This window comes from Lysinibacillus sp. DFXJR4 (assembly GCF_057196045.1).
Map to the genome: position 1 here is coordinate 84,111 of NZ_JBXUNW010000015.1, position 26,236 is coordinate 110,346.

General features: G+C 36.7%; 19 protein-coding genes. 11 read left to right on the forward strand and 8 right to left on the reverse strand.

Annotated features, from left to right (window positions below; all coding sequences use genetic code 11):
* Positions 1–7 precede the first annotated feature (7 nt).
* Positions 8–964, reverse strand: a complete 957-nt coding sequence (locus tag AC2CGN_RS20805; RefSeq protein WP_484515989.1) for an ABC transporter substrate-binding protein — start codon at positions 962–964, stop codon at positions 8–10.
* Between the two features lie 265 nt (positions 965–1,229).
* Between AC2CGN_RS20805 and AC2CGN_RS20810 the strand changes: the two genes are divergently transcribed.
* The 4 genes from AC2CGN_RS20810 to AC2CGN_RS20825 all read left to right on the forward strand — a co-directional run bounded on the left by AC2CGN_RS20810 (position 1,230) and on the right by AC2CGN_RS20825 (position 6,427).
* Positions 1,230–2,399: an MFS transporter gene (locus AC2CGN_RS20810; protein WP_484515991.1), complete on the forward strand. Its 1,170-nt coding sequence runs from the start codon at positions 1,230–1,232 to the stop codon at positions 2,397–2,399.
* A 129-nt stretch (positions 2,400–2,528) separates the two neighbouring features.
* The gene (locus AC2CGN_RS20815; protein ID WP_484515993.1) at positions 2,529–3,527 is read left to right on the forward strand and encodes a helix-turn-helix transcriptional regulator; all 999 of its coding nucleotides are present in this window, start codon (positions 2,529–2,531) and stop codon (positions 3,525–3,527) included.
* 297 nt (positions 3,528–3,824) lie between these two features.
* Complete coding sequence (locus tag AC2CGN_RS20820) at positions 3,825–5,393, forward strand: helix-turn-helix domain-containing protein (RefSeq protein ID WP_484515995.1); 1,569 nt, start codon at positions 3,825–3,827, stop codon at positions 5,391–5,393.
* 101 nt (positions 5,394–5,494) lie between these two features.
* Positions 5,495–6,427: an ABC transporter substrate-binding protein gene (locus AC2CGN_RS20825; protein WP_484515997.1), complete on the forward strand. Its 933-nt coding sequence runs from the start codon at positions 5,495–5,497 to the stop codon at positions 6,425–6,427.
* 411 nt (positions 6,428–6,838) lie between these two features.
* On the opposite strand, the gene AC2CGN_RS20830 is transcribed toward AC2CGN_RS20825, so the two are convergent.
* The gene (locus AC2CGN_RS20830; RefSeq protein WP_484515999.1) at positions 6,839–7,867 is read right to left on the reverse strand and encodes a serine hydrolase domain-containing protein; all 1,029 of its coding nucleotides are present in this window, start codon (positions 7,865–7,867) and stop codon (positions 6,839–6,841) included.
* A 104-nt stretch (positions 7,868–7,971) separates the two neighbouring features.
* Between AC2CGN_RS20830 and AC2CGN_RS20835 the strand changes: the two genes are divergently transcribed.
* On the forward strand, positions 7,972–8,115 hold the full coding sequence (locus AC2CGN_RS20835; protein ID WP_484516000.1) for a hypothetical protein: 144 nt from the start codon (positions 7,972–7,974) through the stop codon (positions 8,113–8,115).
* A 98-nt stretch (positions 8,116–8,213) separates the two neighbouring features.
* On the opposite strand, the gene AC2CGN_RS20840 is transcribed toward AC2CGN_RS20835, so the two are convergent.
* Positions 8,214–9,437: an MFS transporter gene (locus AC2CGN_RS20840; RefSeq protein WP_484516002.1), complete on the reverse strand. Its 1,224-nt coding sequence runs from the start codon at positions 9,435–9,437 to the stop codon at positions 8,214–8,216.
* Between the two features lie 225 nt (positions 9,438–9,662).
* Here AC2CGN_RS20840 and AC2CGN_RS20845 point away from each other — a divergent pair, with 225 nt between their 5' ends.
* Positions 9,663–10,610 carry an ABC transporter substrate-binding protein gene (locus AC2CGN_RS20845; protein WP_484516004.1) on the forward strand — a complete coding sequence of 316 codons (948 nt, stop codon included), beginning with the start codon at positions 9,663–9,665 and terminating at the stop codon, positions 10,608–10,610.
* Between the two features lie 57 nt (positions 10,611–10,667).
* On the opposite strand, the gene AC2CGN_RS20850 is transcribed toward AC2CGN_RS20845, so the two are convergent.
* The 4 genes from AC2CGN_RS20850 to AC2CGN_RS20865 form a co-directional block, all read right to left on the reverse strand.
* Complete coding sequence (locus AC2CGN_RS20850) at positions 10,668–11,621, reverse strand: helix-turn-helix transcriptional regulator (protein ID WP_484516005.1); 954 nt, start codon at positions 11,619–11,621, stop codon at positions 10,668–10,670.
* Between the two features lie 138 nt (positions 11,622–11,759).
* A complete protein-coding gene (locus AC2CGN_RS20855; protein ID WP_484516006.1) occupies positions 11,760–13,157 on the reverse strand; it encodes a nucleoside recognition domain-containing protein in 1,398 nt (465 codons plus the stop codon).
* Entirely contained in the window at positions 13,129–13,854 is a 726-nt protein-coding gene (locus AC2CGN_RS20860) for a FeoB small GTPase domain-containing protein (RefSeq protein WP_484516008.1), read from the reverse strand. The genes AC2CGN_RS20855 and AC2CGN_RS20860 overlap by 29 nt, the downstream gene beginning before the upstream one ends.
* Positions 13,851–14,105 (reverse strand): FeoA family protein, encoded by a 255-nt coding sequence (locus AC2CGN_RS20865; RefSeq protein ID WP_429983680.1) that lies wholly within the window; start codon positions 14,103–14,105, stop codon positions 13,851–13,853. Before AC2CGN_RS20865 ends, AC2CGN_RS20860 begins: the two co-directional genes overlap by 4 nt.
* 450 nt (positions 14,106–14,555) lie before the next feature.
* On the opposite strand from AC2CGN_RS20865, the gene AC2CGN_RS20870 reads away from it, so the two are divergent.
* From AC2CGN_RS20870 to AC2CGN_RS20885, 4 genes are read left to right on the forward strand one after another with little or no spacing between them, the layout of a single operon-like run.
* Positions 14,556–15,062, forward strand: a complete 507-nt coding sequence (locus AC2CGN_RS20870; RefSeq protein WP_286927200.1) for a phage tail protein — start codon at positions 14,556–14,558, stop codon at positions 15,060–15,062.
* A gap of 12 nt (positions 15,063–15,074) precedes the next feature.
* Positions 15,075–15,575 carry a phage tail protein gene (locus AC2CGN_RS20875; RefSeq protein WP_484516011.1) on the forward strand — a complete coding sequence of 167 codons (501 nt, stop codon included), beginning with the start codon at positions 15,075–15,077 and terminating at the stop codon, positions 15,573–15,575.
* Between the two features lie 19 nt (positions 15,576–15,594).
* Positions 15,595–16,119 (forward strand): phage tail protein, encoded by a 525-nt coding sequence (locus tag AC2CGN_RS20880; protein ID WP_484516013.1) that lies wholly within the window; start codon positions 15,595–15,597, stop codon positions 16,117–16,119.
* Between the two features lie 45 nt (positions 16,120–16,164).
* A complete protein-coding gene (locus AC2CGN_RS20885; RefSeq protein ID WP_484516015.1) occupies positions 16,165–21,111 on the forward strand; it encodes an S-layer homology domain-containing protein in 4,947 nt (1,648 codons plus the stop codon).
* 335 nt (positions 21,112–21,446) lie between these two features.
* On the opposite strand, the gene AC2CGN_RS20890 is transcribed toward AC2CGN_RS20885, so the two are convergent.
* Positions 21,447–22,748, reverse strand: a complete 1,302-nt coding sequence (locus AC2CGN_RS20890; RefSeq protein ID WP_484516017.1) for a hypothetical protein — start codon at positions 22,746–22,748, stop codon at positions 21,447–21,449.
* 838 nt (positions 22,749–23,586) lie between these two features.
* Here AC2CGN_RS20890 and AC2CGN_RS20895 point away from each other — a divergent pair.
* Positions 23,587–26,236 (forward strand): DUF8202 domain-containing protein (locus AC2CGN_RS20895; protein ID WP_484516019.1); only part of this gene is annotated, 2,650 nt, incomplete at its 3' end.

A 26,236-nucleotide genomic window follows, 5' to 3' on the forward strand; every position in this document is an offset into this window, starting at 1 on the left:
CTTTTATTTATTTTTTTAGCATATTAGGTAGTTCAGTTAGCAGCCATTCTCTAGTTGAGGCATCACTATCAGCTTTTCGAATGTCAATTGTGTAAACATGCCCATTTTTTACAGCAGGGAGCCCCTTCCAAATGGGACTTTCCATCATTTCCTTTGTAGACTGTTTCGCTTCATCAGGTACTGGCGTAAGGATGAAAATTCGATCTCCTGCATACTCAGGAAGAAGCTCTGTGGAGATTTCAGCAAATCCTGTCCCTTCATCTAGGATTTGTTGTATGTTGTCGCCAGGCTTTAAGACATTGGAGTCGTAAAGAACCTGTGAAAGACCTGCACGTGCCATCACAAACAGTCGATCCCCAGGATAGTAGGTTAAAACAGATGCCGTTTCATTTTCTTTTAAAACTCCTTCGTCAACTAAGGATTTCCACATTGTATCTGCCTTCGCTTTATAATTGCTGAGCCATTTTTCTGCCTCTTCCTTCTTGTTTAATATATCTCCAAGTTCTGTTAAACGCTGCTCTAAAGGTGCAAAGGTATCGATTACAATGGTTGGTGCCACTTTAGATAGCTGTTCATAGATCTTTTCATCTGAAGTCGCAACAATAATAAGGTCTGGTTTCAGCTCGAGAGTTTTCTCAATATTGATTGGGAAACCGACATCCTCTACATTATGTACTTCTTTCTCCCATGCATAATCAGTAATCCAGGAGAAACCTGCACCTACTGTTTGGGCATCTAATGCGATAATATCACCATAGCCCTCGCCATGATAAATCACTCGCTTTGGTTCTAGTGGGATTTCCACCTCATGATTTAAATAATCTTTATAAACACGTACATTGCTTTCAGCCGGTTGTTCTTCCTCTTTTTTTGCTGTTTCATTTTTGGAGCTACAAGCAGCAAGTACTAATCCTAAAGTTAGCAATACGCTACAAAGGAGCATATATTTATTAAACGTTTTCATACCTAGTCCTCCGAAATAGTATTTAATAGATAATGAGAATCATTATCGACATTAGTTAGCATAATGGAGCAAGTTAACTTTCACAATGGAGAAATGAAAGAAGCTCCATTAATTTTTATCCAAAACTTAATTGATGATCATTTGGAAGTAAAATCCGTGTAACCGTTAAAATATCCGCCAATTGGTGGAGAACGATATTTAAAAAGATTAAACTAACCATGTTTTTAAATGATAATAATTATCAAAGAATCGAGGATGAAGGGAAATGAGAAATTTTTGGCTGTTTGTTACAACTGGTATGTTATTAATTGTCACAACGACAGGGTTTGCACGTATGGCCTATGGTATTATCTTACCCTTTATGCAGCAGGGGCTATCACTGTCAACAACACAATCCGGGCTACTTGGAACAATGCTCTTTCTAGGCTATTTGCTAACAGTAGGGCTCTCGGGAATGCTATCAATGCGCATTGGTGCAAAAAATGTTCTGCTTGTTGGAGGATGCCTTGTTATTTTAGGCTTGGGTGGTCTAGTATTTGTCACAGGCTTTTGGTGGTCGGCTATCACTTTGTTCTTAGCAGGGGCTGGAAGTGCATTCGTTTATACACCTCTACTATCGATAGCCGTTAGCCTGTATCCAAAGAAACGAGGCACTGTGATGGGACTGTTAATGAGCGGAGCTGGTATTGGGATGCTATTTTCAGGCTTACTCGTGCCATTTATGCTACAGCAGTTTCCAGAGCTAGGTTGGAGGGGTGCCTGGTTAATATTCGCAATCATGACCATTGCAGTAGTGTTGTTAGCATTTTGGGTGATAAAGCAACCACAGGCTACAGCTGAAAAGGATACTACTGGAGATAGTAACGTTGCTTGGCGAAGTAAGGAGTTGTATATGATTGCAGGTATGTATTTCGCTGTTGGACTGGTCTATCTTATCCCTAATTTATATCAGACAAGCTATATGAAGGAGCTTGGCATCTCAACTGCTACAGCAGGCTCTATTTATGCAATGGCAGGCATCGTTTCTATTGGAGGAGCTCCATTTTGGGGAATGTTGGCTGATAAAATCGGTGTAAAAAAAGCTTTAATAGCAGCATTGCTGTTTTCTGTTATAGGAGATCTCCTGCCTATTATGCTAGAAAATGCAGGAGGGTTTATCTTATCCTCCATCATATGGGGCTCTTCACTTGGCGGAGTTCTTGTTTTGATTCAAATGAAGGCTAGCCAACAGGTGTCACCTTCATATGTAGCATCTGCCATAGGTTTTATTTCCATTTTCTATGCGGTTGGTCAAATGATGGGACCGGGAATTGCTGGTTGGCTAATCGAATATGCAGGAGGTTTTAAAATGGCTTATGGCTTTGGTGCAGTCGTTTTCCTTTTCACACTACTTTTGACAACTATTCTTAAGGGTGAAAATATACAGGAACGCTAAAGCACCCACTGGATTTCACGTATTTACGCTAGGACATAATTGATAGCTAAAAGTCAATCTGTTTGCTATACTTTGGTTAACTATTGATAATCATTCTCGATAAAGAACTGAAGGATGGTGACAACCTCAATGAAAGTTGACTTTCATCAAAATTTTAATCATTTTTATCATGCATTCGAAATACTGAATCTGCAGGAAATACCACAAGATTACATGGCTTTTCAGTCAAGTGTAAAAGATGGAGCTATTCATCGACTTAGTCCTCGTCAGGATTTGGAAGTGGTCGTTTCTGATTATTCATTTTACAAAGAGCATCGAATGGATATGCTTACAGCCAAGCCTATGGTAGAAATTAGCTTCTGTCTACAAGGAACAAGGGAAGTTCAGGTTTCGGGTTGTGCCTATGAAATAACTGCAGGAACATGCTCATTACAATTTATTGAACAAGTAGAGGCAAGTTTTTTATTCAATAAAAATGAATCCTATCAAATGGTTGGTATTGGTATTCCAGTTTCAACCTTTAATCATTATATGGATAAGATAGATGGTATTGGTGAGAGTTCTTTAAATTTTGGTAAGGTTCTTAAAGGGACCTCCTATCGCCTGTTTCAGGAAAAAATTGATGCGATTGATACGCTTATTTTAAAACAAATGTTGCATGCTATTGCTGCTAAAAAAATGACAAATTTAGAGCTTGAATATACAGTTTTACAACTGATAATGAGAACATTTCAAACTTTTCTCAGCCACCCTATTAATCAAACGGAATTCTCAAATAGTGATAGGGAAAAGATACGTCATGCACAGGCTATTATAATTGAAAATATGATGAATCCACCATCCTTAATGGAATTGTCGCGTTTAATCGGATTAAATGATTTTAAATTAAAAAAGGGCTTTAAAGAAATGTTTGGCACAACAGTGTTTGGCTATTTACGTGAGAAACGCTTAGAGAAGGCTAGTTATTTACTACAAAATGGCACAATGAATGTAACAGAGGTTGCCAATGCAGTGGGCTATTCCAATCCAAGCCATTTTGCTGAAGCGTTTAAGGGGAAGTATGGAATAAATCCTAGTGAGGTATTAAAGAAATTTTCTCAGCCTTTTACCGAGAGGAGCAATCTATGAAAAAAGTAGAAGATCAGCTAAAGATATGGGAGAAGAGTGATTTTTGGGTGAAAGATATTCGCTAGTTTCGATTGTTGTAGGATGAGATTTCCCAGTCATATAAAATGCAAACTAATGCCTTTCTCTGTTTTTAAAAAGGAGGAGCTGAGATGATACTATTGAATATTATTAATTCTTTAGAAAGGGATTAAACATAATTCATAAAGATGCCTAACTAGTTTGCTTTTTTAAATTCTACTTCATTATAATGAAATTGATAATCAATATCAATTTGGCGTTTTAGGAGGATAGAAAAAGATGTCTATAGCAAACAGCCTACTTTCCCATATTTTTTATCAGCCTATACAAATAATTCATTTAGAAGATATGCTAGATACCTATAAACATTCATCTCCATTACCATGTATCATTATCGTTTATGATGGTAGTGTTAGCTATACTCTTCAAAATCAGCAAATTGAGCTTCACGCTAGAACCATAATGTTTTGGGATCATATCAGTAATTTTCATATTCCCAATAATAGCAATGTGAATGGAATAGTCATCGAGTATCGCCCGTTTGGAGTAAGAGAATCCAACTTATTTCAAGAAATCTCCATGATTCAAGATTGTTCCTATAAGATTATGAGTCTGGCATTGGAAATAGAGAAGGAAGAAAGGGCTATTAAAAAAACGCACCCATTCCGCCTACAGAAGTTATTCGCTGACTTGTTAGAGACGATTTATACCGAATTAAATGAATCTATACAGCAAAAAGAAGAATCATGGATTGAAATAGCACTAGCATATATTCATTTACATTTTCAGGAAGAATTGACGCGTGAACAAATGGCGAAAAAGGCTCAGGTGAGTCCAGAACATTTTTCGCGCACATTTCTTAAGCATACCGGTTATCCATTTACTAAATACTTAACTTTACTAAGAGTCCGTGAATCCCAAAAAAAGCTATTGATTGAAATGCCAAAATTGGATGACCTTGCGCGAGATGTTGGCTATCGAGAAGGTACCTATTTAAGTAGGAAATTTAAACAGCTCGTTGGTGTATCGCCTTCAGTTTATAATCAAAAATCGAAACGTGTTGTTGCCCTGAACACAAATCATACAGCATGTTTATTAGCTCTTGGGATTATGCCTGAATTAGGTGTATTTTCACCATATATTGAGAGCTTAAAGCCTGTTCCTCCTGTATATAAGCTAAAAGGTTATGAGTATGATGCTGCCACAATTTATGCAGAAATTATAGCAGCATGTCCAGACGTCATTATTAACTATACTGGTGAAAGAGAGAGAAAAGCATTACTTTCGTTGGCACCTGTATTCGAGCTTCCGTGTATGCAGTTTAGCTGGCGAGAACAATTTCGCCTTATCGCAAGCATTGTTGATAAACAGGATTTAGTTGAAGAATGGCTTTATCAATATAATGAACAGTTAGCGGACTATAATCATATCCTTGATCGACGGATTGGTCAAAGAGGTACTGCAATTGTCTGGGAGATAGGTAGCCATGCAGCCTATTGTCTAGATAGTAGCTATGGTAGGGGGAGTCAAATATTATATGATGATTTAGGATTTAGTCGACCGAATTCGATTGTTGGACAAAGTATTAGGGAATCTGGTTTTTTTCCAGCAGAAATAGAAGAGCTTGTTTATTTTCCAGCAGATCATATTTTTATCACGGCTACTCCTAAGCAAGACTTTGAGAAAAAACGTCTTATGCAGTTGCTACACTCAGAACAATGGCGGTCTATGGAGGCTGTAAGCAGGAAACAAGTGTATTTTATCAATCAGTATGAGTTATTTTATGGATATGACCCATTGTCAACAGCCGCTCAGCTGAAAGAATTGATGAGAGTATTGACATCATAAAAGTACATGGAAATAGATCACTTTCATGCATGGACATTTATAGTATACTCTTCTACAATAAATGAGAATAGTTATCATTTACGTTGTGTGGAGGGATAATATTGCTTTTACAAAGAAGAAAAATCATGGCTTCACTTTTTCTTGGATTACTGCTTTTATTAACGGCTTGTGGGAATACAACTACCTCAGCCACTAAAGAGAGTGAATCAGCAGATACAAAAAAGGTACAAACTATGAATGGAGAAATTGAAATTCCCATAAACCCTAAGCGTATCGTTGCTGAAGAATATATTGCTACTTTAATCGTGTTAAATGAAAAGCCTATTGGTGCACCTGGATTAACACTTGAAAATTATTATTTAAAGGATGCTTTAAAAGGGGTTACGAGCATTGGCACCTATGGGAAGCCATCCACAGAAAAAATTATAGGCTTAAAACCAGATTTAATCATTACAGGCAACGGAGATAATTATGAGGCGTTAAGTAAAATTGCTCCAACCGTTGTGATTCCTTATGGTGAATTAAAAAATGCACATGAAGAACTTACATACTTTGGTCAATTACTAGGCAAGGAGCAGGAAGCAAAGGAATGGTTAGCGCAGTATGATCAAAAAATTGCTGATGCTAAAGCACAGGTAGATGCGATAATATCAGCAGATGCAAGCTTTTCAATAATTGAAGATGCGGGCAAAAAACTGTATGTTTATGGCGATAACTTTGGTCGTGGTGGACAGCCAGTTTATCAGGCACTCGGACGAAAGCCACCTGCAAAATTTGCCGATGAAATTATGGAAAAGCAGTGGGCAGAGATTTCAGAGGAGATGCTAACAGAATACGCAGGTGACTATATTATTTTGACTGCCGATACTCGGACGCTTGAGGATTTCAAGAAAGATCCAATTTGGAGTAGCCTACCAGCAGTAAAAAATGATCACCTTTACATCTGGCCTGAGGAACGTTCTTGGTATTACGATCCAACTGCTGTCCTTGCTCAGGTTGAAGAATTAACCAAATGGCTTACAAGTAAAAAGTAAGAAAATGCTACTTCTTTGTTTTATAAAACAAGGAAGTATTTTGCATATCATGAATAGGTGATATCTTCGTATTAAAAAAATTACAATGGTTTAACCCATCCTCTCATCACGAATGGAAATTAGGCTTTAACGGAGAGCCTTATTTTGTCATTTGTGTACTAGCAAAAAGTAAAAAGTTAATGCATAAACAAATAAATGACTATGATGAGATTCCTAGTCTTCAGATTTTAATGGAATGAACAGGATTATAATGAATGGAAGCAATAATTTACTTGATGACGAATAAAATTCATCAACATGTCCTTTTAAAAAAAATGAAAAGCAGACCCAAAAAACGAGTCTGCTTTTTTCAATTTGGATGATCCAAAAGCCTGTTTCTTTAAATGCATGCTAGAAGCCTTAGTAGGTTAGTTAAAAATGTTTAATGACCTTTGTGATTAACTGGGCGGCTACATTATGACCTACAATTTGATTAACCGTTCCTGTAAAATAAAGATCCTTTTTCGGTAAATAAAACGCAAATGCCCCAGATTGTCCCCAATGACCGATTAATCCATCTTTAAAGGAAAAAAGAGAGATCGGCTGTTTTGCTATGCCTATTCCATAATAAAATTGTCCAGGAACAAAGAGGAAATTAAAGCTATTTAATAATTCATTAAAATCACTTTTCGGAAAAAGTTTACCGTTAAAGAATGCTCTTACAAAAATCATTGATTCCTTAGCTGTAGAGATAATACCTCCCTCTGCAGGTATAGAAGACATGTATTGAGGAATATGGAGTTGTTTAGATTTGTAATTTAATGGAAGTGGTTTTGAATCATTGCTATCCTCATAAACATAGGTATGCTTAAGATTTAATTCATCAAAAATAAATTCCTTAAATACTTCCTGAATTGATTTTCCTGTAATCGTTTTAATAATTTCACCCAAAATCTGATAATTCGTATCAGAATAATGTGCCTTTCCTTTTTGTCCAGGCTTAAATTTTGGTTTCATTTGTTTCACAGAATGAATTGTTTTATCAAATGGCCAAGATTGATCCTTGTCATTTACTAGTTCTAAAAAAACCTCAGAAGTAAAATAGTCTGGAATTCCTGAAGTATTAGACATCAAATGTTTGATTGTAATATCATTTGAATAGTCAATCTCTTTAAACACATGAATTCGGCTTACTACATCTTTAGAAAGATATTTTGAGATTTTATCATCTAAATTTATCTTATTTTCTGCCCTTAGCCTCAAGATGCTTGCTGTAATATATAATTTCGTGACACTTGCAAGAAAATATGGGGAATCATCCTCCATATTGCCTGCACTAGCCACTTGAGAAAATGAATTATCCCCTTTTTCTACACATAACACGACATTCACAATATTCTTTTTTTTAACTGCCTGAGCGACTAGCTCATCCAAGGTCGATTGATTGATAGCATTGTTCATTGTAAAAGGCTCCTTTCTGAAAGTTTCTTTTATATACTATCTACATATACGCTTTACTCCATGAGATGTTTCATCTGAATAATTACAATGACATTTATTCGCGGATGTCACGGATTTTAAAGGGAATGACGGGCATAATTCAAAATCCGGACGCATTGTTTATCTGTAGCGAAAGCGAAGCGACAGCAACAAATGTTTTCTGTAGCGAAAGCGAAGCGACAGCAACAATTACGCCAAGACGAAATTGATTGACAACGACAAAATAAAGATGATAAAAGAAAAAAGCTGCTTACTAGTTTTTTAATTACTAGAATGGCAGCTTTTTTGAATGAAAACGATGAAATAATTATACAAGAGATGCTTTGTTATCACTTACCTCTTTCTTTGCAGTATGGTCAATGACTAAGCCCTTATGTGAGGAATATACAAATATAATTAGTAGGAGACTGATTGTAATGCAAATCCAATAAGGTGTATCTGGATGTATACGATATAACTCTGTCCCAACAATTGGTGCAACTAATGAGCCAATTCCAGTAGCAACTGCTGTTAAACCGCCAGCTGCTCCCTGATTTGCCTTTCCAGCTGCCAGGGAAATGCCCGCTGTATAACCTGACATTAGAAAACCTCCACCAATACCAAATAGCATAAAGGCAATAACAAATCCAGCTAAATGATTCCACTCGATTAATAGGACAAACCCAAGTAGAAGTATAGGCAACCCGATACGTACCAGCCTACGTGGTGAATACTGCCGTTTTTGAATAATAGTCATTTGCACAAGTGCCATCATGATACCAACGGCAAACATACCAATACCTACCCAGACTGCTGTTTCCTTAGAATCTAATGAAAATCGATCCTGTATAAAAAATCCAGATGTTACTTGAAGCATAACAATCATTGACATAACACTCGTAGCAATAAGTAGATAGGGACGAAGACCACTAGTTGTTAATTTAATTTTATTGCGTTTATTGGCAACTGCAGTCGACTCTGTTTTAGGGATTTGTATGGCTATCAAAATGACAGCGATTAATGCAAGGATAGCTGTAATAATGACGGGGAAAATTAGATTAATTGTTGATAGGAGTGCTCCTAGGGCAGGGCCAATAATAAAGCCAATGCCTGTAGCTGCACCTATCATCGCCATACCTGCTGATCTTTCTTGCACAGAAGTGATATCTGCCATCAATGCCTGTGAGGATGCTGAAATTGCTGGGAAAAAGAAGCCAAACATAATCCTCGAGCTGAGTAATAGGAAGAACACGACATTGATTGGTAATAAATCCTTCATCCCCATCCATCCTAAAAAGGCGAAAAAGGCTAAACTAAATGAGAAACCAACAAATCCAATCACCATGACCTTTTTCCGACCTATCCGATCACTTTGTATTCCCCAGAAAGGAGCCGCTAGTAATAATACTAAGGCAGCGATAGAAATAACAATTCCAGCGTGTCTTTCCTGAAGCCCAATCTCTCGAATTAAAGGTGCAAGAATTGGGATAATAACCCCGAATCCGATATAACAAATGATCATTGATAAAAAAATTACTTTTTTAGGTTGCAAGTCCATTCCTCCTTTATTGATAATAATTATCAATAAAGGTAGTGGAGGTTGCCACTCTGTAAAGGATTTTCTTTAACGGTAAATGGATTTTTTAACAACAGTTTTGACAAAAAAATCCGTCTACTAGTATAAATAATCCCGGAAATGGTAGAAAGATAAAAATTTTTATATAAACTTAATAATGATATTGATTATCATTTTCAATAATTAAGGAGGAATAAATAGATGTGTAGATTGAAAAATTATAAATATATTTTTGCTTTTCTCTGTTTACTACTCTTGGTAACAGGATGTTCTAGGAAAACAACAGAAGTAGAAATAAAAGGGGCTTCTAATTCTACAGTGGAACAGACTCAGTATCCAAAAATAATTCATCATTTAGAAGGCAGCACTACTATTGATAAAAAGCCCAAAAGAATTGCGACACCCTACATTTCCTTTGTAGATTATTTAGCTGTTTTAGATGTATTTCCAATTGCTGGTCAAGGAATTGGTACTATTCAGAGAAATTTTCCTTACTTAAATGAGTTAATAAAAGATCATATGATTATAGATCTTGGTCAGGAAGTAGATATTGAAAAGGTACTTGCTGTTAAACCAGATTTGATTATTGCGGCAGATGATATGAGCGACAAATACGAACAATTATCTAAAATAGCTCCAACAGTGATTTTGCCACAAGCCGGCGATTGGAGAGAAACATTAATGCAAATGGGTGAAATTGTTGGAGCTGAAGAAAAAGTAAGAAAAGTACTAGTAGATTTTGATGAAAAATCGGCTAGGTACAAACAAGAACTTAGTAAGCATAGTAATGAAACTGTATTGTTTACAATGTACCAAGGGAAAGAAAATTTTGTCACATGGGATATAGAAAGATTTGAACCCTTTTATAATGGACTAGGATTAAAACCAGTTCCAGAGGCTGAAAAAGGGGGGACCATAAGTCTAGAAGGTCTAGGTAAATTAAATCCAGATCATATTTTCGTTGTGAATAATTGGCAAACACCAATTGCAGGTGGTGTTGAAAAAGATTTGGAACATAACGCTGTTTGGTCAAGTTTAAACGCAGTTAAAAATAAGCAAGTTTATTACTTAGATGATCCATCTTTACCTGGTCCATTAGCTCTTGCCAAAATAAAAGGAATTGAAGATATTTATAATGCATTAAAATAGTACAATGTAAAAATCCTCTCAATTATTAGGAAATATTGAGAGGATTTTTAAGGATGACTATTTTTCATTTTTTAATATTTCACTAGGGTTATAACCAAATGTTTTACGAAATAATGTAGCGAAATGACTTAAATTTTGATAGCCAACCATTAGCGCTGTTTCACTGACATTAGCTTTTCCTTGCTCTAAAATATTTCGTGCTTCAAGCATCCGCAAACTTCTAACATAGCCGAAGACTGTTGTACCAAATAGTTCTTTAAACCCGTATTTTAATTTGTAGTCATTTAAGCCAATCTTTTTCGAAAGTGCTAAAATGCTAGGTGGATTTCTCCAGCAATTATTTAAAATCTCTTTTGCATGATAGAGAGCATGAATATCAATTTCATTAAGCTTCGTGGCGGCTTTCTTCTTACTCTCTTCAAGCTCTATTCCGTTTAAATGAAGGGTTAACAATTCAAGTGCTTTCCCCTCTATATAAAGCTGTTTCAGTATGCCTGTATAAGGACAATTCTTTATTTGCTCGATTAGTCTATGAATGTAAGAGGGATTGGATATTTGCTGACAAAAAAACGATTGCTCAAAAAGATGTTTATTTTCTGCGATTAATTGTTTGAAGTATCTTAAATCTAACCGTAATTCCATCATGACTACTTTTTCCTTCGGTGTCAGCTCTGAATATATTTTCGTGTTTTGAGCAAATAGAAAATTGGAGGTGTTGGCAGCTAAACTAAATTCTTTTCCATTTGTTGCCCAAAACCCATCCCCAGATAGTGGATAGAATAATTCAAGATGAGGATAACGAACATTGCAGCTTAAAGATAGGAGCTCATTCGTTTGAGCTTGAAACCAATTTATTTCCATACCTACTCTTAAAAGCTGTCTTTCAATATTACCTGAGCCATTATGGATAGGTAAACTATAGGTTTTTTGATTGGATGGCATGATCAACTGTCTGCATTCAATTTCGCTATAGAGTGAGTCTAGATCATTTGTATCGATGTTTAAATTCAATTCTTGAACGCTCCTTAAGTAGTAATAAGATATGTAAAAAATTTCTTATTATATCCACTATAAATGAGAACTGTTTTCATTTCAAATAAGGAAAACTTGTAGAGATAAAAAGAAAAAAGGGGATGAGTACCCCTTTTATCATATCCAACCAAACACTCGAGCAATCGTTGCTGTTAGCCATGTTACCCCGATAGCGATAGCCGTTGGAATTAAAAATGACATAAATGTCCATTTTGGACTCTTAGTTTCTTTATAAATATTCACTAAAGTGGTTCCACATGGGAAGTGTAGGAGAGAGAAAAGCATCATATTTAAAGCTGTCAGCCAAGTCCAGCCTTGGTCGATAAATACTTGCTTAAGCTTCGATAAATCCTCAATTTCAAGCATAGCCCCCTGAGATAAATAAGCCATGATGAGGATAGGAATAACAATTTCATTAGCAGGAAGCCCCAGAATAAAGGCAGCCATAATAAAGCCATCCATGCCTAAAGCCTGACCAAATGGATCTAAAAAGTTCACAAAGTGCATTAAAATACTTGTATCGCCAATGTATATATTAGCGAAGATCCAAGTCAAAATAGATGCAGGTGCTGCAACGATTACCGCTCTTTTTAAAACATTCCATGCTTTATCGATACTTGCTCGCAAAATTGTATTCCAAAACTTTGGTCTTCGGAATGGTGGCAGCTCTAGCGTGTAATGAGTAGGAACACCCTTTAAAGCTGTTTTAGATAGTCCCCAGGATACCGTTAATGTTACAACTACGCCAAGCAAAACAAATCCTATTAAAATAGCTGCTGTCATAAATGTACCAGCTACTCCTGTAAATCCAGTTACCATAAAGAGCGAGGCTAATAAAATAAGCGTTGGCCATCTCCCGTTACAAGGAACAAAATTATTGGTTAAAATCGCTAACATTCGTTCACGAGGGGATTCTATAATTCTAGTAGATAGAATGGCTGCCGCATTACAGCCAAAGCCCATAGCCATTGTTAAAGATTGCTTTCCATGACCACCTGCTCGTTTAAATAAACGGTCCATGTTAAATGCAACGCGAGGTAAATAGCCATAGTTCTCTAGTAATGCAAAGATAGGGAAGAAGATAGCCATTGGTGGCAGCATCACGCTAATCACCCAGCCAGTTCCTCTAAATAGCCCAAGCACTAAAACACCATGGAGCCACTCAGGCGCGTGCATTGTTTCAAAAAGGTATGTGAGCTTACTCTCTAGAAAGCCAAATAAGCTTGCTAGCATATCGGATGGAATATTTGCTCCAGCAATCGTAATATAAAAAATAGTCCCTAGCATGAGCAGCATAATCGGGAATCCCCAAATGCGTGATGTGAAAATTTCATCTAATTTATCAGATCTGTACAGAGCTGTATGCTGTTGTGACACGACTTTTTTACATAAGGATTTACTTTTTGCATAAATATCACTAACGATTTCATCTCGAATGTCCTCGTTCGAAACTTCTCTTACTTCAGCTAAAATTGCCTTTAAGGAGCTATGATTTAACACTGACTGGGACTCCATTTGTGCTCACCTCTCGCTGTCTAGTATTGTTATGATTGTGCAGCTTTACAATTAAATCCTCATCTCCGTCAAGTAAGCGAAGGGCAACCCATCTTGAGAGATATTTATCATCAAAATAGCCATTAAGTTTAGATTCTATTTTGGATATTGCTTCCTCAATCTCTCTTGAATAGGTCATACGATAAGGAGTTGTAATGATCTGCCCATTGACGAGCTGATTCAATGTATCCAACAATTGACCAATTCCTTTTTTATTTCTTGCTGATATTTTGACAACAGGGACTCCTAGCTCGCGTGCCAATTTCATTTCATCAATCCGAATACCCTTCTTCTCTGCTTCATCTATTAAATTGATACATATAATGACATTGTTGGTCATCTCTAATACCTGTAGTGCAAGATTTAAATTTCTTTCTAAAGAAGTTGCATCAAGCACGACAATCGTTGCATCAGGATGATCAAAAATAATATAATCTCTTGCCACTTCTTCATCTGTCGAATTGGAGAATAGAGAGTAGGTTCCTGGTAAATCCACAAGTACATATTGTTCACCCTTGTGTTCAAAGGTACCTTCAGCATGAACAACCGTTTTTCCAGGCCAGTTTCCCGTATGCTGTTTCAATCCTGTTAATGTATTAAACAATGTACTTTTGCCTGTATTTGGATTACCTGCTAAAGCTATTTTATTTACTCTCATATTGTTCCCTCCTTTACAATTACGCCTAAAATCTTAGAGCTTTCATCTTTACGTAAAGCAATAGTCGTATTACTAACACGGTATGCAACCGGATCTCCTAAAGGACTTTTGCGAAGAACCGAGATTTCGGCTCCTTTCACAAAGCCTAAATCTAATAATCTTCTTCTTAAGGGACCCTCGATATTTATTTCCTTTATTAAAAAGCAATCGCCGAATGAGCATTTTGAAAGTGATGTTAAGTTTTTAGCCATGGGCAGTTTTTGTTCCCTTCCATAATAAAATTTCCTGGATTATATATTGTTTCTTTTGGGAAACTTTATTTAAGCATATGCCCATAATATGACTAATGTCAATGATTTTCTAAATTTTTTTGAAGGAGGCAAATGGTAAGAGACCTTATCCTGCAATTTAAAACCTATGATTCTTATAGGTTGTATTAGTAAAGGAAAATACGGTACAGATTTCGCTATTTATAATGGTTTTTTACATGAAGGACACGTGAATTAAATGAATTCTTGCTTATGGTATAGCCCAGTTTTAAATAATAAATGATTCTTATAAGCAACAAAATTGTATTGAGATGATGAATTAATGGTAGGTAAATTAATCTATTTTGGAAAAAAGTCTATTTTTTAACCTATTTTTAACCTTGAAACCGTAATGTGTTAGGTAAAGCAATGTTTTTTGAAGGAGGTTTAAGAATGGATCAATTTGTCGGAGAGATTCGATTGTTTGCTGGGGATTATGCGCCAGATGGCTGGGCCCTTTGTAATGGTCAACTACTATCTATTTCCGAAAATGAAATACTTTTTTCTTTGATTGGCACAACGTATGGGGGAGATGGTCAAACAACCTTTGCATTACCCAATTTTCAAGGCAGGGTTGTGGTACATCAAGGACAGAATCCAACGACTGGCACTACCTTTGTCAATGGTCAAATGGGAGGGGTGGAATCTGTCACATTAATCTCATCACAGCTTCCTGCACATACGCATCAGGTAAAAGCTTCTTCTCTTGATGGCACAACACCTAGTCCAGAAAATGCTGTTTGGGCAAAAGATATACAATATTCGACACAGCCTCCAAATGGCACAATGAATGCCGCCATCGTTTCAAGTGTTGGAGGAAACGCTGCTCATGACAATATAATGCCATTTTTAACGATTAGTTACATTATTGCCCTTTACGGTATTTATCCAACGGAATAGGAGGTATGAAGAATGAGTGAACCATATGTAGGTGAAATTCGATTGTTTGGCTTTGGGAAAGTTCCAAGGGGCTGGGCACGATGCGACGGTCAAGTATTGCAAATTAATACAAACCAAGCGCTGTATTCAATATTAGGAGCAACTTATGGTGGTAATGGCTCCTCGACATTTGCATTACCTGATTTAAGGGGAAGAGTTCCAGTTCATGTAAGTAAGAGTATCACACGTGGACAAAAAGCAGGGGAAGAGGCACATGTATTAACAACTAATGAGATGCCGACTCATACACATATTGTTAATGGTAGTTCAGAAAGCGCTACGTTGAAAGTGGCTTCTGGAAACGTATGGGGTACATCCACTAATAATACTTATTCTGTCAATCAACCAAATACTAATATGAACACGCAAGCTTTGTCAACATCAGGAAATTCACAGCCACATCAAAATATGCAACCATACAATGTCGCTAATTACTGCATAGCTTTAGTCGGAATTTTTCCATCAAGAGATTAGAAAAAAGGAGGTGGGCAAAGTGTCAGAAGCATATATTGGAGAAATTAGAATATTTGGCGGTAATTTTGCGCCAAAAGACTGGGCTTTGTGCGATGGCCAGATAATAAACATTGCCTCGAATAGTGCATTATATGCTATTTTGGGTAACAGATATGGAGGAGATGGAAAAACAACGTTTGCTTTACCCAATTTAAATGGTAGGGCAGCGCTTCATCAAGGAACAGGTGTAGGATTAACACCAAGAAATGTTGGAGAATCTGGGGGTTCAGCTACTGTTACATTATTAACCACTCAAATGCCTAGTCATAATCATATTGCTACTTGTAACAATACTCAACCATCAAATAATGAGCCAACTGGAGCAATATGGACCGATCAACAAGGGAAAGGCTCTGTTCCTCTCTACACGTCACAAGTAAATAAACAAATGAATCTAATGACGATGGATGTAACTGGGGGAAATCAACCACATAATAATATGCAACCATATTTAGGGCTAAACTTTATTATTTGTTTATATGGGGATTGGCCTCCTAAGGGTTAACGATTCATTAAATGAAAGGTGTGGAACCAAGAAGGAGAATATAGAATGGGAAAAAAGATATTAACAATAACCCTGTGTTTGGTGTTAGTCGTTTTTAGTCAATTGGCAGGAATAGGGTTTGTGTCACCTTTAAAAGTAGAGGCAGCCGCTTGCGATTCTCCCGATTCCCCGAAGTGTATACAGGATTTAACACAAGCTTCGTGGAAAGATGACACAAATAATGGCTTTGTAGTGAGTGGTATTCCTGGTGATGATGGTATTAATTTATTCAAGTATAGCAATGGATCACAATTTCCAGCTGGTTATTATTTTGATGCAGATGAATATTCACCACCAAAATCAATTAGAATTTCTGCTGGAGAAAGCTTTGCAGGTGGGATTTTCGATTTAAAATCAATGAAAATTAATACTATTAATAAACATCTTGAAAACGATGCATTGTCCTTAACAATTCAAGGGTATGATGGAGCAGGAAACCCAAAAGGAAATCCTGTAATTTTTAAGACAGTTGCAAATCATGAACCTATCTATGAAATTCCTATTAATATAGAGGGTATCAACTCATTTGTCATTACTGCGAGTGTAAAATTTATACCTACTGTACAGGCGGGACTATGGGATTTAACATTTACTCAATTTACGATTGATATCCCAAATAATAATCCGCCGACAATTTCAAATGGTACTATTACTGCCTCGAATATTACAACATCCGGAGTACAGTTGGACTGGGCTAAAGCATCTGATGATATAACAACTCAAGAGGATTTAGAATATCGTGTCTATCAATCTAGTAGTAACAATATTGGTACGATTAGTACAATTGAATCGAATGGTACACCACTAGGCAGCTATGTCAAGGATAGTAATTCCTTTAATGCCACAGGTCTTGCTGCCAATACTACCTATTATTTTAATGTCATTGTCAAAGATACCGATGGCAATAAGAGTGCATATATGATGCAGCAGGTAATAACCCTTGCCTTAAATAAACCACCGACATCCAGTAATGGAACCGTAAATGTAAACGAGGGTCAAGTGTATACATTTAATAGTACTTCCTTCGCTTTTTCTGATGAAGATGCTGGAGATACTTTGAAACAGATTCAAATCTCTACTATCCCAAATAGCGGACAGCTCTTTCTTGATAACAACAATAATCAGCAATTTGATGGTGGGGAAGCTATTACAAATGGTATGACAATTAGTAAGGCTAATTTAGATGCAGGTAATTTAAAATATATTACGGAAAATGGCTCTTCTTCATCTTTTACATTTAAGGTAAGCGATGGTATTGATTTTAGTACGGTCTATACGATGAATCTAGTCGTCAATGCACGTCCAGCAGTGACAATTACAACAAATAAACCTAGTCCAACAAATAGCCTTCCAATTTTTATAGCTATTGTTTTCAGTGGGTCAGTGACAGGCTTTACGGTTGGGGATATAGAAGTTACAAATGGAAATGTGACAGCACTGTCAGGAATTGGCACCACATATACAGCCTTAGTATCACCTATTGCAGATGGAGCTGTTAAAATCAAAATTCCTGAAAAGGTTGTTGCAAATAGTGGAGGTGCATTAAATAAAGCATCAAATGAATTACAAATAATCTATGATGGTACACCCCCTACCGAAATTGACCTCAGTAATACTACTGTACAAGAAATGAAGCCTATTGGTACAACTGTTGGGACATTGACAGCAACAGATTCAGGAAGCTCGCAAACATTCAAGTATTCATTACAGTCTGGGGATACAAGCTTCTTTACGATTGATGGAAATGTATTAAAGACAAATATGCTGTTTGCATATGATACGAAAAATAGTTATAAGATTACGATAAGAGTAACAGATGAGGCTGGCAATACGTTTGATAAGGAGTTTACAATCCAGATTACTAAAAATAATGCACCAACGGGCTCTGTTGTGATTAATAATGGGGTAGCATATACAAATTCCACTAATGTGATCTTAACAATGACGGCAACTGATTTAGAAGGGGAAGCGATAGAAATGCGCTTTTCGAATGATGGTACTACTTGGTCCAGTTGGGAGTCAAAAGTATCTACGAAAAGTTGGACATTGTTAATTGGCGATGGTAGTAAAACAGTGTATATGCAACTAAGGGATACTGCTGGCAATATATCAAATACATTCTCAGATACAATTGTACTAGATACAACACCTCCAGTCATAACAGGAGTTACAAATAACGGTCTTTACAACACCAACGTAACAATCAGCTTTAATGAAGGAACGGCTACCTTGAATGGAGCTGTTTTCACAAGTGGAGCCACTGTAAGTACATCCGGAAATTATACTTTGGTAGTAACAGATAGTGCAGGTAATACGACAACCATTACATTTGTGATTGATAAAGCTCTGCCAAAAGCTGTAGAGGTGAAGATCAAATCGAATAATCTGGATCCTACAAAGGCTAAGGTAGGAGATACGATCACATTAACGATGAAAACAGATAAGAATATCCAAATACCGACAATTACCATTGCGGGGAAAACTGCAACTGTAACGGGAGCCGCCACAAACTGGCAGGCAACATATGTTATAGCGAATGGTGATTTAGAGGGAAAAGCACCTTTTACCATTAACTTTAAAGATTTACAAGGCAATTCAGCAACAGAGGTAACGGACGTAACTAACGGAAGCTATGTCATAGTCGATGGTATAAAGCCAACTGTAAAGAAGGTGACAATGGCTTCAAATAATGCTAATCCAGCAGTTGCTAAGGTAGACGATGTTATCACAATCGACTTTGAGACAAGTGAGGATATTCAATCACCAAATGTAAAGATCCTAGGACAAACAGCAAATGTAAGCGATAAAGGTGATGGAGATGCTAAAACATGGCAAGCAAGCTATACGCTGAAGCCCGGAGACACAGAGGGACCAATTAGCTTTACAATGGATTATCAAGATTTAGCAGGGAATGACGGCTTACAGGTAACGAAGGTTACATCAGGAACAATTGTGATGTTTGATAAAAAGGCTCCTGAAATAACAACCTATTTCCCAGCGCAACAGGCAATTGATGTTCAGCCTACAGATAATCTCGTGTTAACATTTAATGAAAAAATCTTACCTGTAACTAGTAAAAACATTATCATTCGAAATGCTACGGATAATCAAATTGTCGAAACAATTGGTGCTACACAAGCAAATGTTTCTATTACTAATGAAACTGTGACAATAAATCCTACAGTGGATTTGGCCCTTAACACCGCTTACAGCATTCAAATTGATGCAGGAGCATTTACTGATTTAGCGGGCAATGCTTATAAAGGTATTACTGATAATACTTCCTGGAATTTTACGACTAGCGTACTGCCAACATACACAGTTACGTATGACGGTAACGGAGCAGGTGGGGGTAAGGTGCCAACAGATTCGAAGCAGTATAAAACTCAGGAGACAATCACAGTACTGGGCAATACAGGTAATTTGATGAAAGCAGGCTATACATTTGTAGGATGGAATACGAAGGCTGATGGAAAAGGTGTTACCTATAAAGATGGGCAAACGATTCAGATGGGGAAAGAGAATTTGATATTGTATGCTTTATGGTCTAAAAACCATGTACCAGGAGATGGAGGATCGTCAACTCCGAATCCTACTTCAACACCTGACCCTGTTGCACCAAGTAATCAATTAAAGGTGAATATTGTAGATCCGAGTATGCCAGACGAGGTGCTCCTACAAACAATGTTAACACGTGTATTTAGTAACGGTAGTTTCCAGGATACAGTAAACTTTACGGTTGCAAATGCAAACGAGTTTCTCCGAAAATTAGCGAATAAGGAAGAAAAAAGATCTCGACTTGTGATACCCGATATGGAACAACCAGCAAGTGAAACAAAGGTGATACTAGCTAGAGAGGCTGCCAAACGATTAATAGAGGGTAAATCACATTTTGGTATAAGTATGGGAATGGTCAAAATTGATGTTCCTTTTGCTTCAATGAATGATTTCGATGAAGATATTTATTTCCGAATTGTACCGATTAAGGATGCACTACGGCAGAAAGCTATCGAGGATCGGGCTAAACAAGCAGAAAAAGTCTTACAACAGAGTAATGGCGCTAATGTAAAGCTCGTTGGTCAGCCAATATCTATTGACACAAATCTACAAAATCGTCAGGTGACATTGCTGCTACCATTACCAGCGAACATAACATCGGCTCAACGGGAAAATATAATGGTTTACGTAGAGCACAGTAATGGAACACATGAATTAATACGTGGGCGTTTTGTAGAATTTACGAAAGGGCAAACAGATATTGCCTTTGATGTACAACACTTTTCTACTTTTTCTTTACTATATGTAGAACAAGGACAGGAAGAAGAGCAACCAGAAAAGGAACCTATAGAGGTAGACAGAACATATGCCTCCTATATTCAAGGCTACACAGATGGCACTTTCCGTCCGAATGCAAATGTCACACGTGCGCAAATAGCAGCGATGCTGGCAAGAAACCTAAGTAACAATGATGTACCAGAGACATCTAGTTTATTTTATGTGGATACAGCTACTTCTTGGGCAAAAAATGACATTGAGTATATTCGGACGCAAGGAATCATGCAGGGACGTCTTGATCATTCATTTGGTCCGAATGATATGATTACTAGAGCTCAAATGGCGGTTATTGCTGTGAGGTGGATTGATAAGCAATGTGTAGAAGAATTTACAGATACCCCATATTGTGAAGTGACGGCAAGTGGCGAAACATATAGTGATGTGGCTTCTACGCATTGGGCGGCAAAAGAAATCGATCGCATAAGCGCAATGGGAATAATGGTTGGCTCAGGCAATGGACAATTTAGACCTGAAGAGAAACTAACACGCGCTCAGGCAGTAAAGGTACTGAATCGAATCTTTAATCGTCCAATATTGACTGAGGAAACAGAACAAATCTTCAAGGATATACCAAAAGAACATTGGGCTTTCTTTGAGATTCAAGCCGCAGCAAAATAAGATCATTAGAATAAGCATACTAGGTGGAAAATGCCTAGTGTGCTTTTGTTTTTGTCGAATACTAAGAAAATTTTAATTTTGAAGGGGGATTGCTGAATTGATGGGAATATATGCACGATTGACTAGTATTCATGCTAGATAGAAGACTATTTAGCATGAATAGAATCTATGGATATTTACCTTTTACAAGACATCTGTGGTAGTAACAGCAAAACGCCTGAGCCATCTTATTCCATTGAAAAACTTTATTTGATTGGCATAATAGTTTTTTAATAACAAGAAACACGCTAGGAGAAAACTGCCTAGCGTGCTTTAAATTCGAGCATAAACATCAATTAATTTCTTACAATTTGGAATGTACCAGATGTAGTTGTTTGAATATAAATTCGATTGCCATCAATTGTATAGTCAGCTGGCATTCTCTCCCCAAATTCATCGATACGAACAATGTAGGAGTTGGAAGGTATATTTTCAATAATAATTTCCATATCAGCTTCATATTTAACAGGTTTTTTATTTAATGTTGCCTGGAAATTGATACGATTCAAATTTCGTGTAACTTGAATATCCATCACGCCACTACCCTCATTTAGAAGAGTTTCTAGTGGTGGAATGATGACCGTCATATTGGCTTTAGTTGTTAGTACGTAGCGTTCTGTATCAATTTCAGAGTCAGCCACATTTATTTTAGCTTTATAGGTATTTTTGCTTTTAGTCATCTCTGTAGTTTTACCCGGTTCAGCGGCTGTATCTGATAAAGTCGGCGTTTTTGTCCCGTTCCCATTCTTTGATAATGAATACTTGCCGTTTACATAGTCTACCAATGTCCAAACATTTGGAACAAGCTGCTGTTGTACAGGTGTCAAGGCTTCAAATGCTGTTTTTACTGCTTGAACATCCTGAGCAGTGGAAGTTTTAGGTGATAAAGCTTTAATGGCATTTTCTACTTCCTTTGCTACAGTTTTATCTTTGACAACGAGTTGCTCAGCATCTAGTAAAAGCTGTTCAATCCCAGAAGGTAATGAGATGTTCGAATATTTTCGTAAAGCATTCAGCTCAGCTCGGGCATCAGCGACATCCTTATGAAAGTTCGTGCGAGACGAGTTTAATAATTTAATTTTATTGACCACTTTATCTGTAGAGGTATTCGGCAAGATAGAGGATGTCAATATTTTTTGAGTTTGTGCGCTTACATAGGTTTTTTGTGCAGCATTCAAAGTATTATACCAATCTCTTGTTTCTAAGACATTTTGATAATAGTTTACAGAAGTCGATTCAACAGAAGCTAATTTTTCTTCAATTTGAGCAGCAAGCTTACGATACGCGATTCTCGTTTGTTGATGATAAGAAAGAGTAGCATAATTGGTTACATATTGTTTTTCGTTTTCATTTAAGGCGTTATAGGCTTTAAGAGCAGATTCTAACGATGTTTGGAAGGAAGCTGTTGTGTTATTAATATTTGAAATAAGCTGAATAACATTTGCGACATTCGAGTTATAATTTGCAACATTGTATATGTAGGCTACATTTGGCTGATTAGAGAAATCGGTTGCAGCAGCTGTTGTAGCAGGTGTCGTATAAAGAAGTGAAGGGACTGCAACTAGGGCTAGTAATGCTAGTCTTTTTTTGTTTGTCATAATATAAGAAAACCTCCTATTGGAAAAGTTTGTTGGAAATCATGGGAATCTCAGAATGACACTCTTTAGTAAAAAGCATCAAGGGGAGTATTTTCGTGTTCAAAAATAGATCTATCTGAACAAGAATCTAACCCAAGATATGGTGATAAACCAATTTTATCATAGCTTAGGATTTTTTTATGTATATTTTGGATGAATAGGTAGATAGGTTGTGTGATTTTTTAGCGGACGTGTGTCTTATGTACTTAAAGCGAAAAAGAACTAACAAAAATTAGTGATATAACAGGCAATGTGTCATCGAAGAAACAACATTGCTTGTTTTTTATTGCTTAAATTGAGTTCATTTATGGTTATTGTTGCAGTCGCAATGAAAGCCCAATGACAAATTATAGTTGTAAAGGTTTTGTATAGGTCGGTCTTCTATACTTAAGTATTAGGGAATTTGTCGAAAAACACGGATTTCTTGTTAACAATAAAAGAATGGAGTTAACAAGGAGGGAGGGGAGGAAGCCAATAAAAAACTATGAAACTTTTAGAAAATAAATCAAAAATGCATGCCTGACTTCGATTGATAAGAGCTGTAGATACTTAGGTTACTCTATCTATGACTGAAGTAGAAAAATTTAATCTGAATGGTAAAGCTTATGCAATTTAAGATGTCAGTGCATTGTCAAAAGGCAAAATCAGAACAAAGTTTTACTTCTCTGTTGAAATCGTTTTATCTGTACATGAGCCAGAATAAAACGACAAATTCTCTATAAGAAAGTGGAATAACCTTAAATGAAAAGAAATTATGAGCAAGCAATTACTAATGCTTTCGTTAGAAGGAGTGAAAAAAATGAGATTAAAGTTTCAAAGAATGGTATCTTTTTTTGTGATAGTCGTTATGTTATTAACGATGATACCCTATCATCCTTTAGAAGTAAGAGCAGCGGTAACGCCAACACTTGATCTCGGTACCCCTGTTAAATTATCCGAAAAAGTCTATCAACTATCAAATGCTAAATTTGATAACTCAGATGTCGTTAATGCAGGGGGAGGATACTTTACTGTTTCTGTAAATAATGGTGTTACAACTATTGGATCTCTTCCAATAGGTATTACTGAGTTGACTAACGGAATAAAAATTAGTGGTGTGGTTACTGATAAATCTACAGAAACAAATAGAGTATTTAATTTTACAGGTAATACTACTTATCAAGACATTCAAGATGTCATTCAAAATATCGAGTTTACAAGAACTGAAGAAACACAAAATGTTACAGTAATTGTAGTACCAGGTTTACCATTAAGCGATGGAAAAACATCTGTCCGTACTTATGACGGGCGCTATTTCGCATATGTGGAAAGATTGTCTACAATGACTTTTAAAGTTGCTGTAGATATTGCAACGAGTAATAATGGACATCTTGTAGAGCCGAAATCAGACAATCCTACAGAAATGTTGGGCATTGCTCAATTGTTTAATGAATTTAAGCAGCCGTTTACTGCAAGGCCTGGATGGAATTTTATAAGCTTTATCGGCGCGACTAAAACAACAGAACCAAATTGGGATAGTCCTAAAGATATCAATAATACAACAAAGTTTTTATCGAATGGTGAGCTAACAGGTCTTGGAACAGGAAACAAATATATGGATAATGGAGGCTACTCACATCTTACACTTTTGTTAAACAACAATGATACTGACCTAAGGTATTTAGGTGTAGATAATTCACATGGTGGTTCTAGTTCGTATCTAGATCCAGGGGTTATTGTCGAGCTGAATTTAGGTGCCACTGGTGATATCATCACTGCCACTAAGAATGTCAAACAATCGCTTGAAACAGGACCTGCAGGTATAGCAAATCCACATCTTTGGCTCCGTGCAGATAAAAATGTAGTCGCTAATGCAGGTAAAGTTGAAACTTGGGAAGATCAAAGCGAGAATGGGCATGATTTCACACAAGAAGATGCAAATAAGCAACCTGTGTTAAATGATGATAGCAAGCGCTTAAACTTTAATAAAGCTGTTACATTTAATGGAACTTCATCATATTTAGTTAAAGAAGGTGGAGTTTTAGGAGGACAATCTTACAATAACTTCAATGTCTTTGCGGTAGCTGGAATAGGGCATCTTGCACAGAATTCCTTATTTTGGGAAAATATAAAGGGCAGTGGAGGCAGATTGAATGTTCATCTTCCTTATGGTAATACGGTTTATTGGGATGCAGGAAGTCAGGGTTCAGAGCGAGTATATGTACCTTCGCCTATAACTTTAGGACATTATTATACTTGGAATTTTAATTATGGTACTACAGGCACAGTAGATTCTGGTCAATCCATTTATCGAGATGGGAAGGAAACAGTTTTAGCAACTAATCGATCAAAGGCTATAGAAGGCGATGCCAATCAGAACATGTTCCTTGGTTCACAGTCTGCTACGAATGGCTTTTATAAAGGGCAAGTTGGCGAGTTAATTTTCTATTCAAAACCATTAACAGCAACAGATAGACAGAAAGTAAATTCTTACTTAGCGATTAAGTATGGTATTTCATTAGATATGATTGATTACTTAGCGGCAGATGGTACAACATGGTGGAGTGCAGATGCTACGTATAATTACAATATTGCAGGTATTGCCCTTGACGATGCAGGTAGTTTGCACCAAAGACAAAGTCGTTCAGTAAATGATACGTCCAAATTAACAATTGGTATTGGAACAACACTTTTACCTAAAAATGAAGAAGATAATAGAATTGGAGATCTTACTAACGGTCAAGCACTAGTTTGGGGTAGTAATGACAAAGCGTTGAATTTTACCCAATCCATTGCTGGGAAAGATATGAAGCATAGTGAACGTGTTTGGAAGGTGCAAAATACAGGAAATGTTGGTCAAGTAACGATTGCGATTCCTAAAAATGTGGTAAGCAAGGACAAATTATCATTATTAATAGGTGCTGATCCAGCAAACTTTACGGCAGCAACACCTATTCAAATGACAGAAATGACATTTGATGGAGAAGTTTATTTTGTAGCACAGGCAACCTTAGCCAATGATCAGTATTTCACGTTTGCAGCGGATGTACCTGTTCCACAAAGCGTGAAAGTGGAAGAAATCACTGTGAATCAAAATCAAATTGTTGTGACATTTGATAAAGACATTAAATTAACAGCGCCTGAAGCAACAGGGTTTACAGTGACTGTAGGTACTGAAACAATAACACTTACAAATGCAGATATTAAAGTAGATCCTGTAAATCCAAAACAACTACTGATTACTTTACCGGCAGGGACAGATACGACTGGTAAATCCGTAAAAGTGTCGTATGATGGGCAAGGCAATTTAACAGGCACAAATAATGTTCCGGTAAATGCCTTTGAAAAAGAATTAACAATTGTTGATAAAACAGCTCTTGGCAATAAAATCACGGAAGTAGAGGGCTTAACAGAAAAAGACTATACACCAGATAGCTGGACAGCATTACAAAACGAATTAACAAAGGCAA

Coding starts and splice junctions, on each gene's coding strand:
- AC2CGN_RS20805 (WP_484515989.1), bottom strand. CDS start 964: ATGAAAACGTTTAATAAATATATGCTCCTTTGTAGCGTATTGCTAACT.
- AC2CGN_RS20810 (WP_484515991.1), top strand. CDS start 1,230: ATGAGAAATTTTTGGCTGTTTGTTACAACTGGTATGTTATTAATTGTC.
- AC2CGN_RS20815 (WP_484515993.1), top strand. CDS start 2,529: ATGAAAGTTGACTTTCATCAAAATTTTAATCATTTTTATCATGCATTC.
- AC2CGN_RS20820 (WP_484515995.1), top strand. CDS start 3,825: ATGTCTATAGCAAACAGCCTACTTTCCCATATTTTTTATCAGCCTATA.
- AC2CGN_RS20830 (WP_484515999.1), bottom strand. CDS start 7,867: ATGAACAATGCTATCAATCAATCGACCTTGGATGAGCTAGTCGCTCAG.
- AC2CGN_RS20835 (WP_484516000.1), top strand. CDS start 7,972: ATGTCACGGATTTTAAAGGGAATGACGGGCATAATTCAAAATCCGGAC.
- AC2CGN_RS20845 (WP_484516004.1), top strand. CDS start 9,663: ATGTGTAGATTGAAAAATTATAAATATATTTTTGCTTTTCTCTGTTTA.
- AC2CGN_RS20855 (WP_484516006.1), bottom strand. CDS start 13,157: ATGGAGTCCCAGTCAGTGTTAAATCATAGCTCCTTAAAGGCAATTTTA.
- AC2CGN_RS20860 (WP_484516008.1), bottom strand. CDS start 13,854: ATGAGAGTAAATAAAATAGCTTTAGCAGGTAATCCAAATACAGGCAAA.
- AC2CGN_RS20865 (WP_429983680.1), bottom strand. CDS start 14,105: ATGGCTAAAAACTTAACATCACTTTCAAAATGCTCATTCGGCGATTGC.
- AC2CGN_RS20870 (WP_286927200.1), top strand. CDS start 14,556: ATGGATCAATTTGTCGGAGAGATTCGATTGTTTGCTGGGGATTATGCG.
- AC2CGN_RS20875 (WP_484516011.1), top strand. CDS start 15,075: ATGAGTGAACCATATGTAGGTGAAATTCGATTGTTTGGCTTTGGGAAA.
- AC2CGN_RS20885 (WP_484516015.1), top strand. CDS start 16,165: ATGGGAAAAAAGATATTAACAATAACCCTGTGTTTGGTGTTAGTCGTT.
- AC2CGN_RS20890 (WP_484516017.1), bottom strand. CDS start 22,748: ATGACAAACAAAAAAAGACTAGCATTACTAGCCCTAGTTGCAGTCCCT.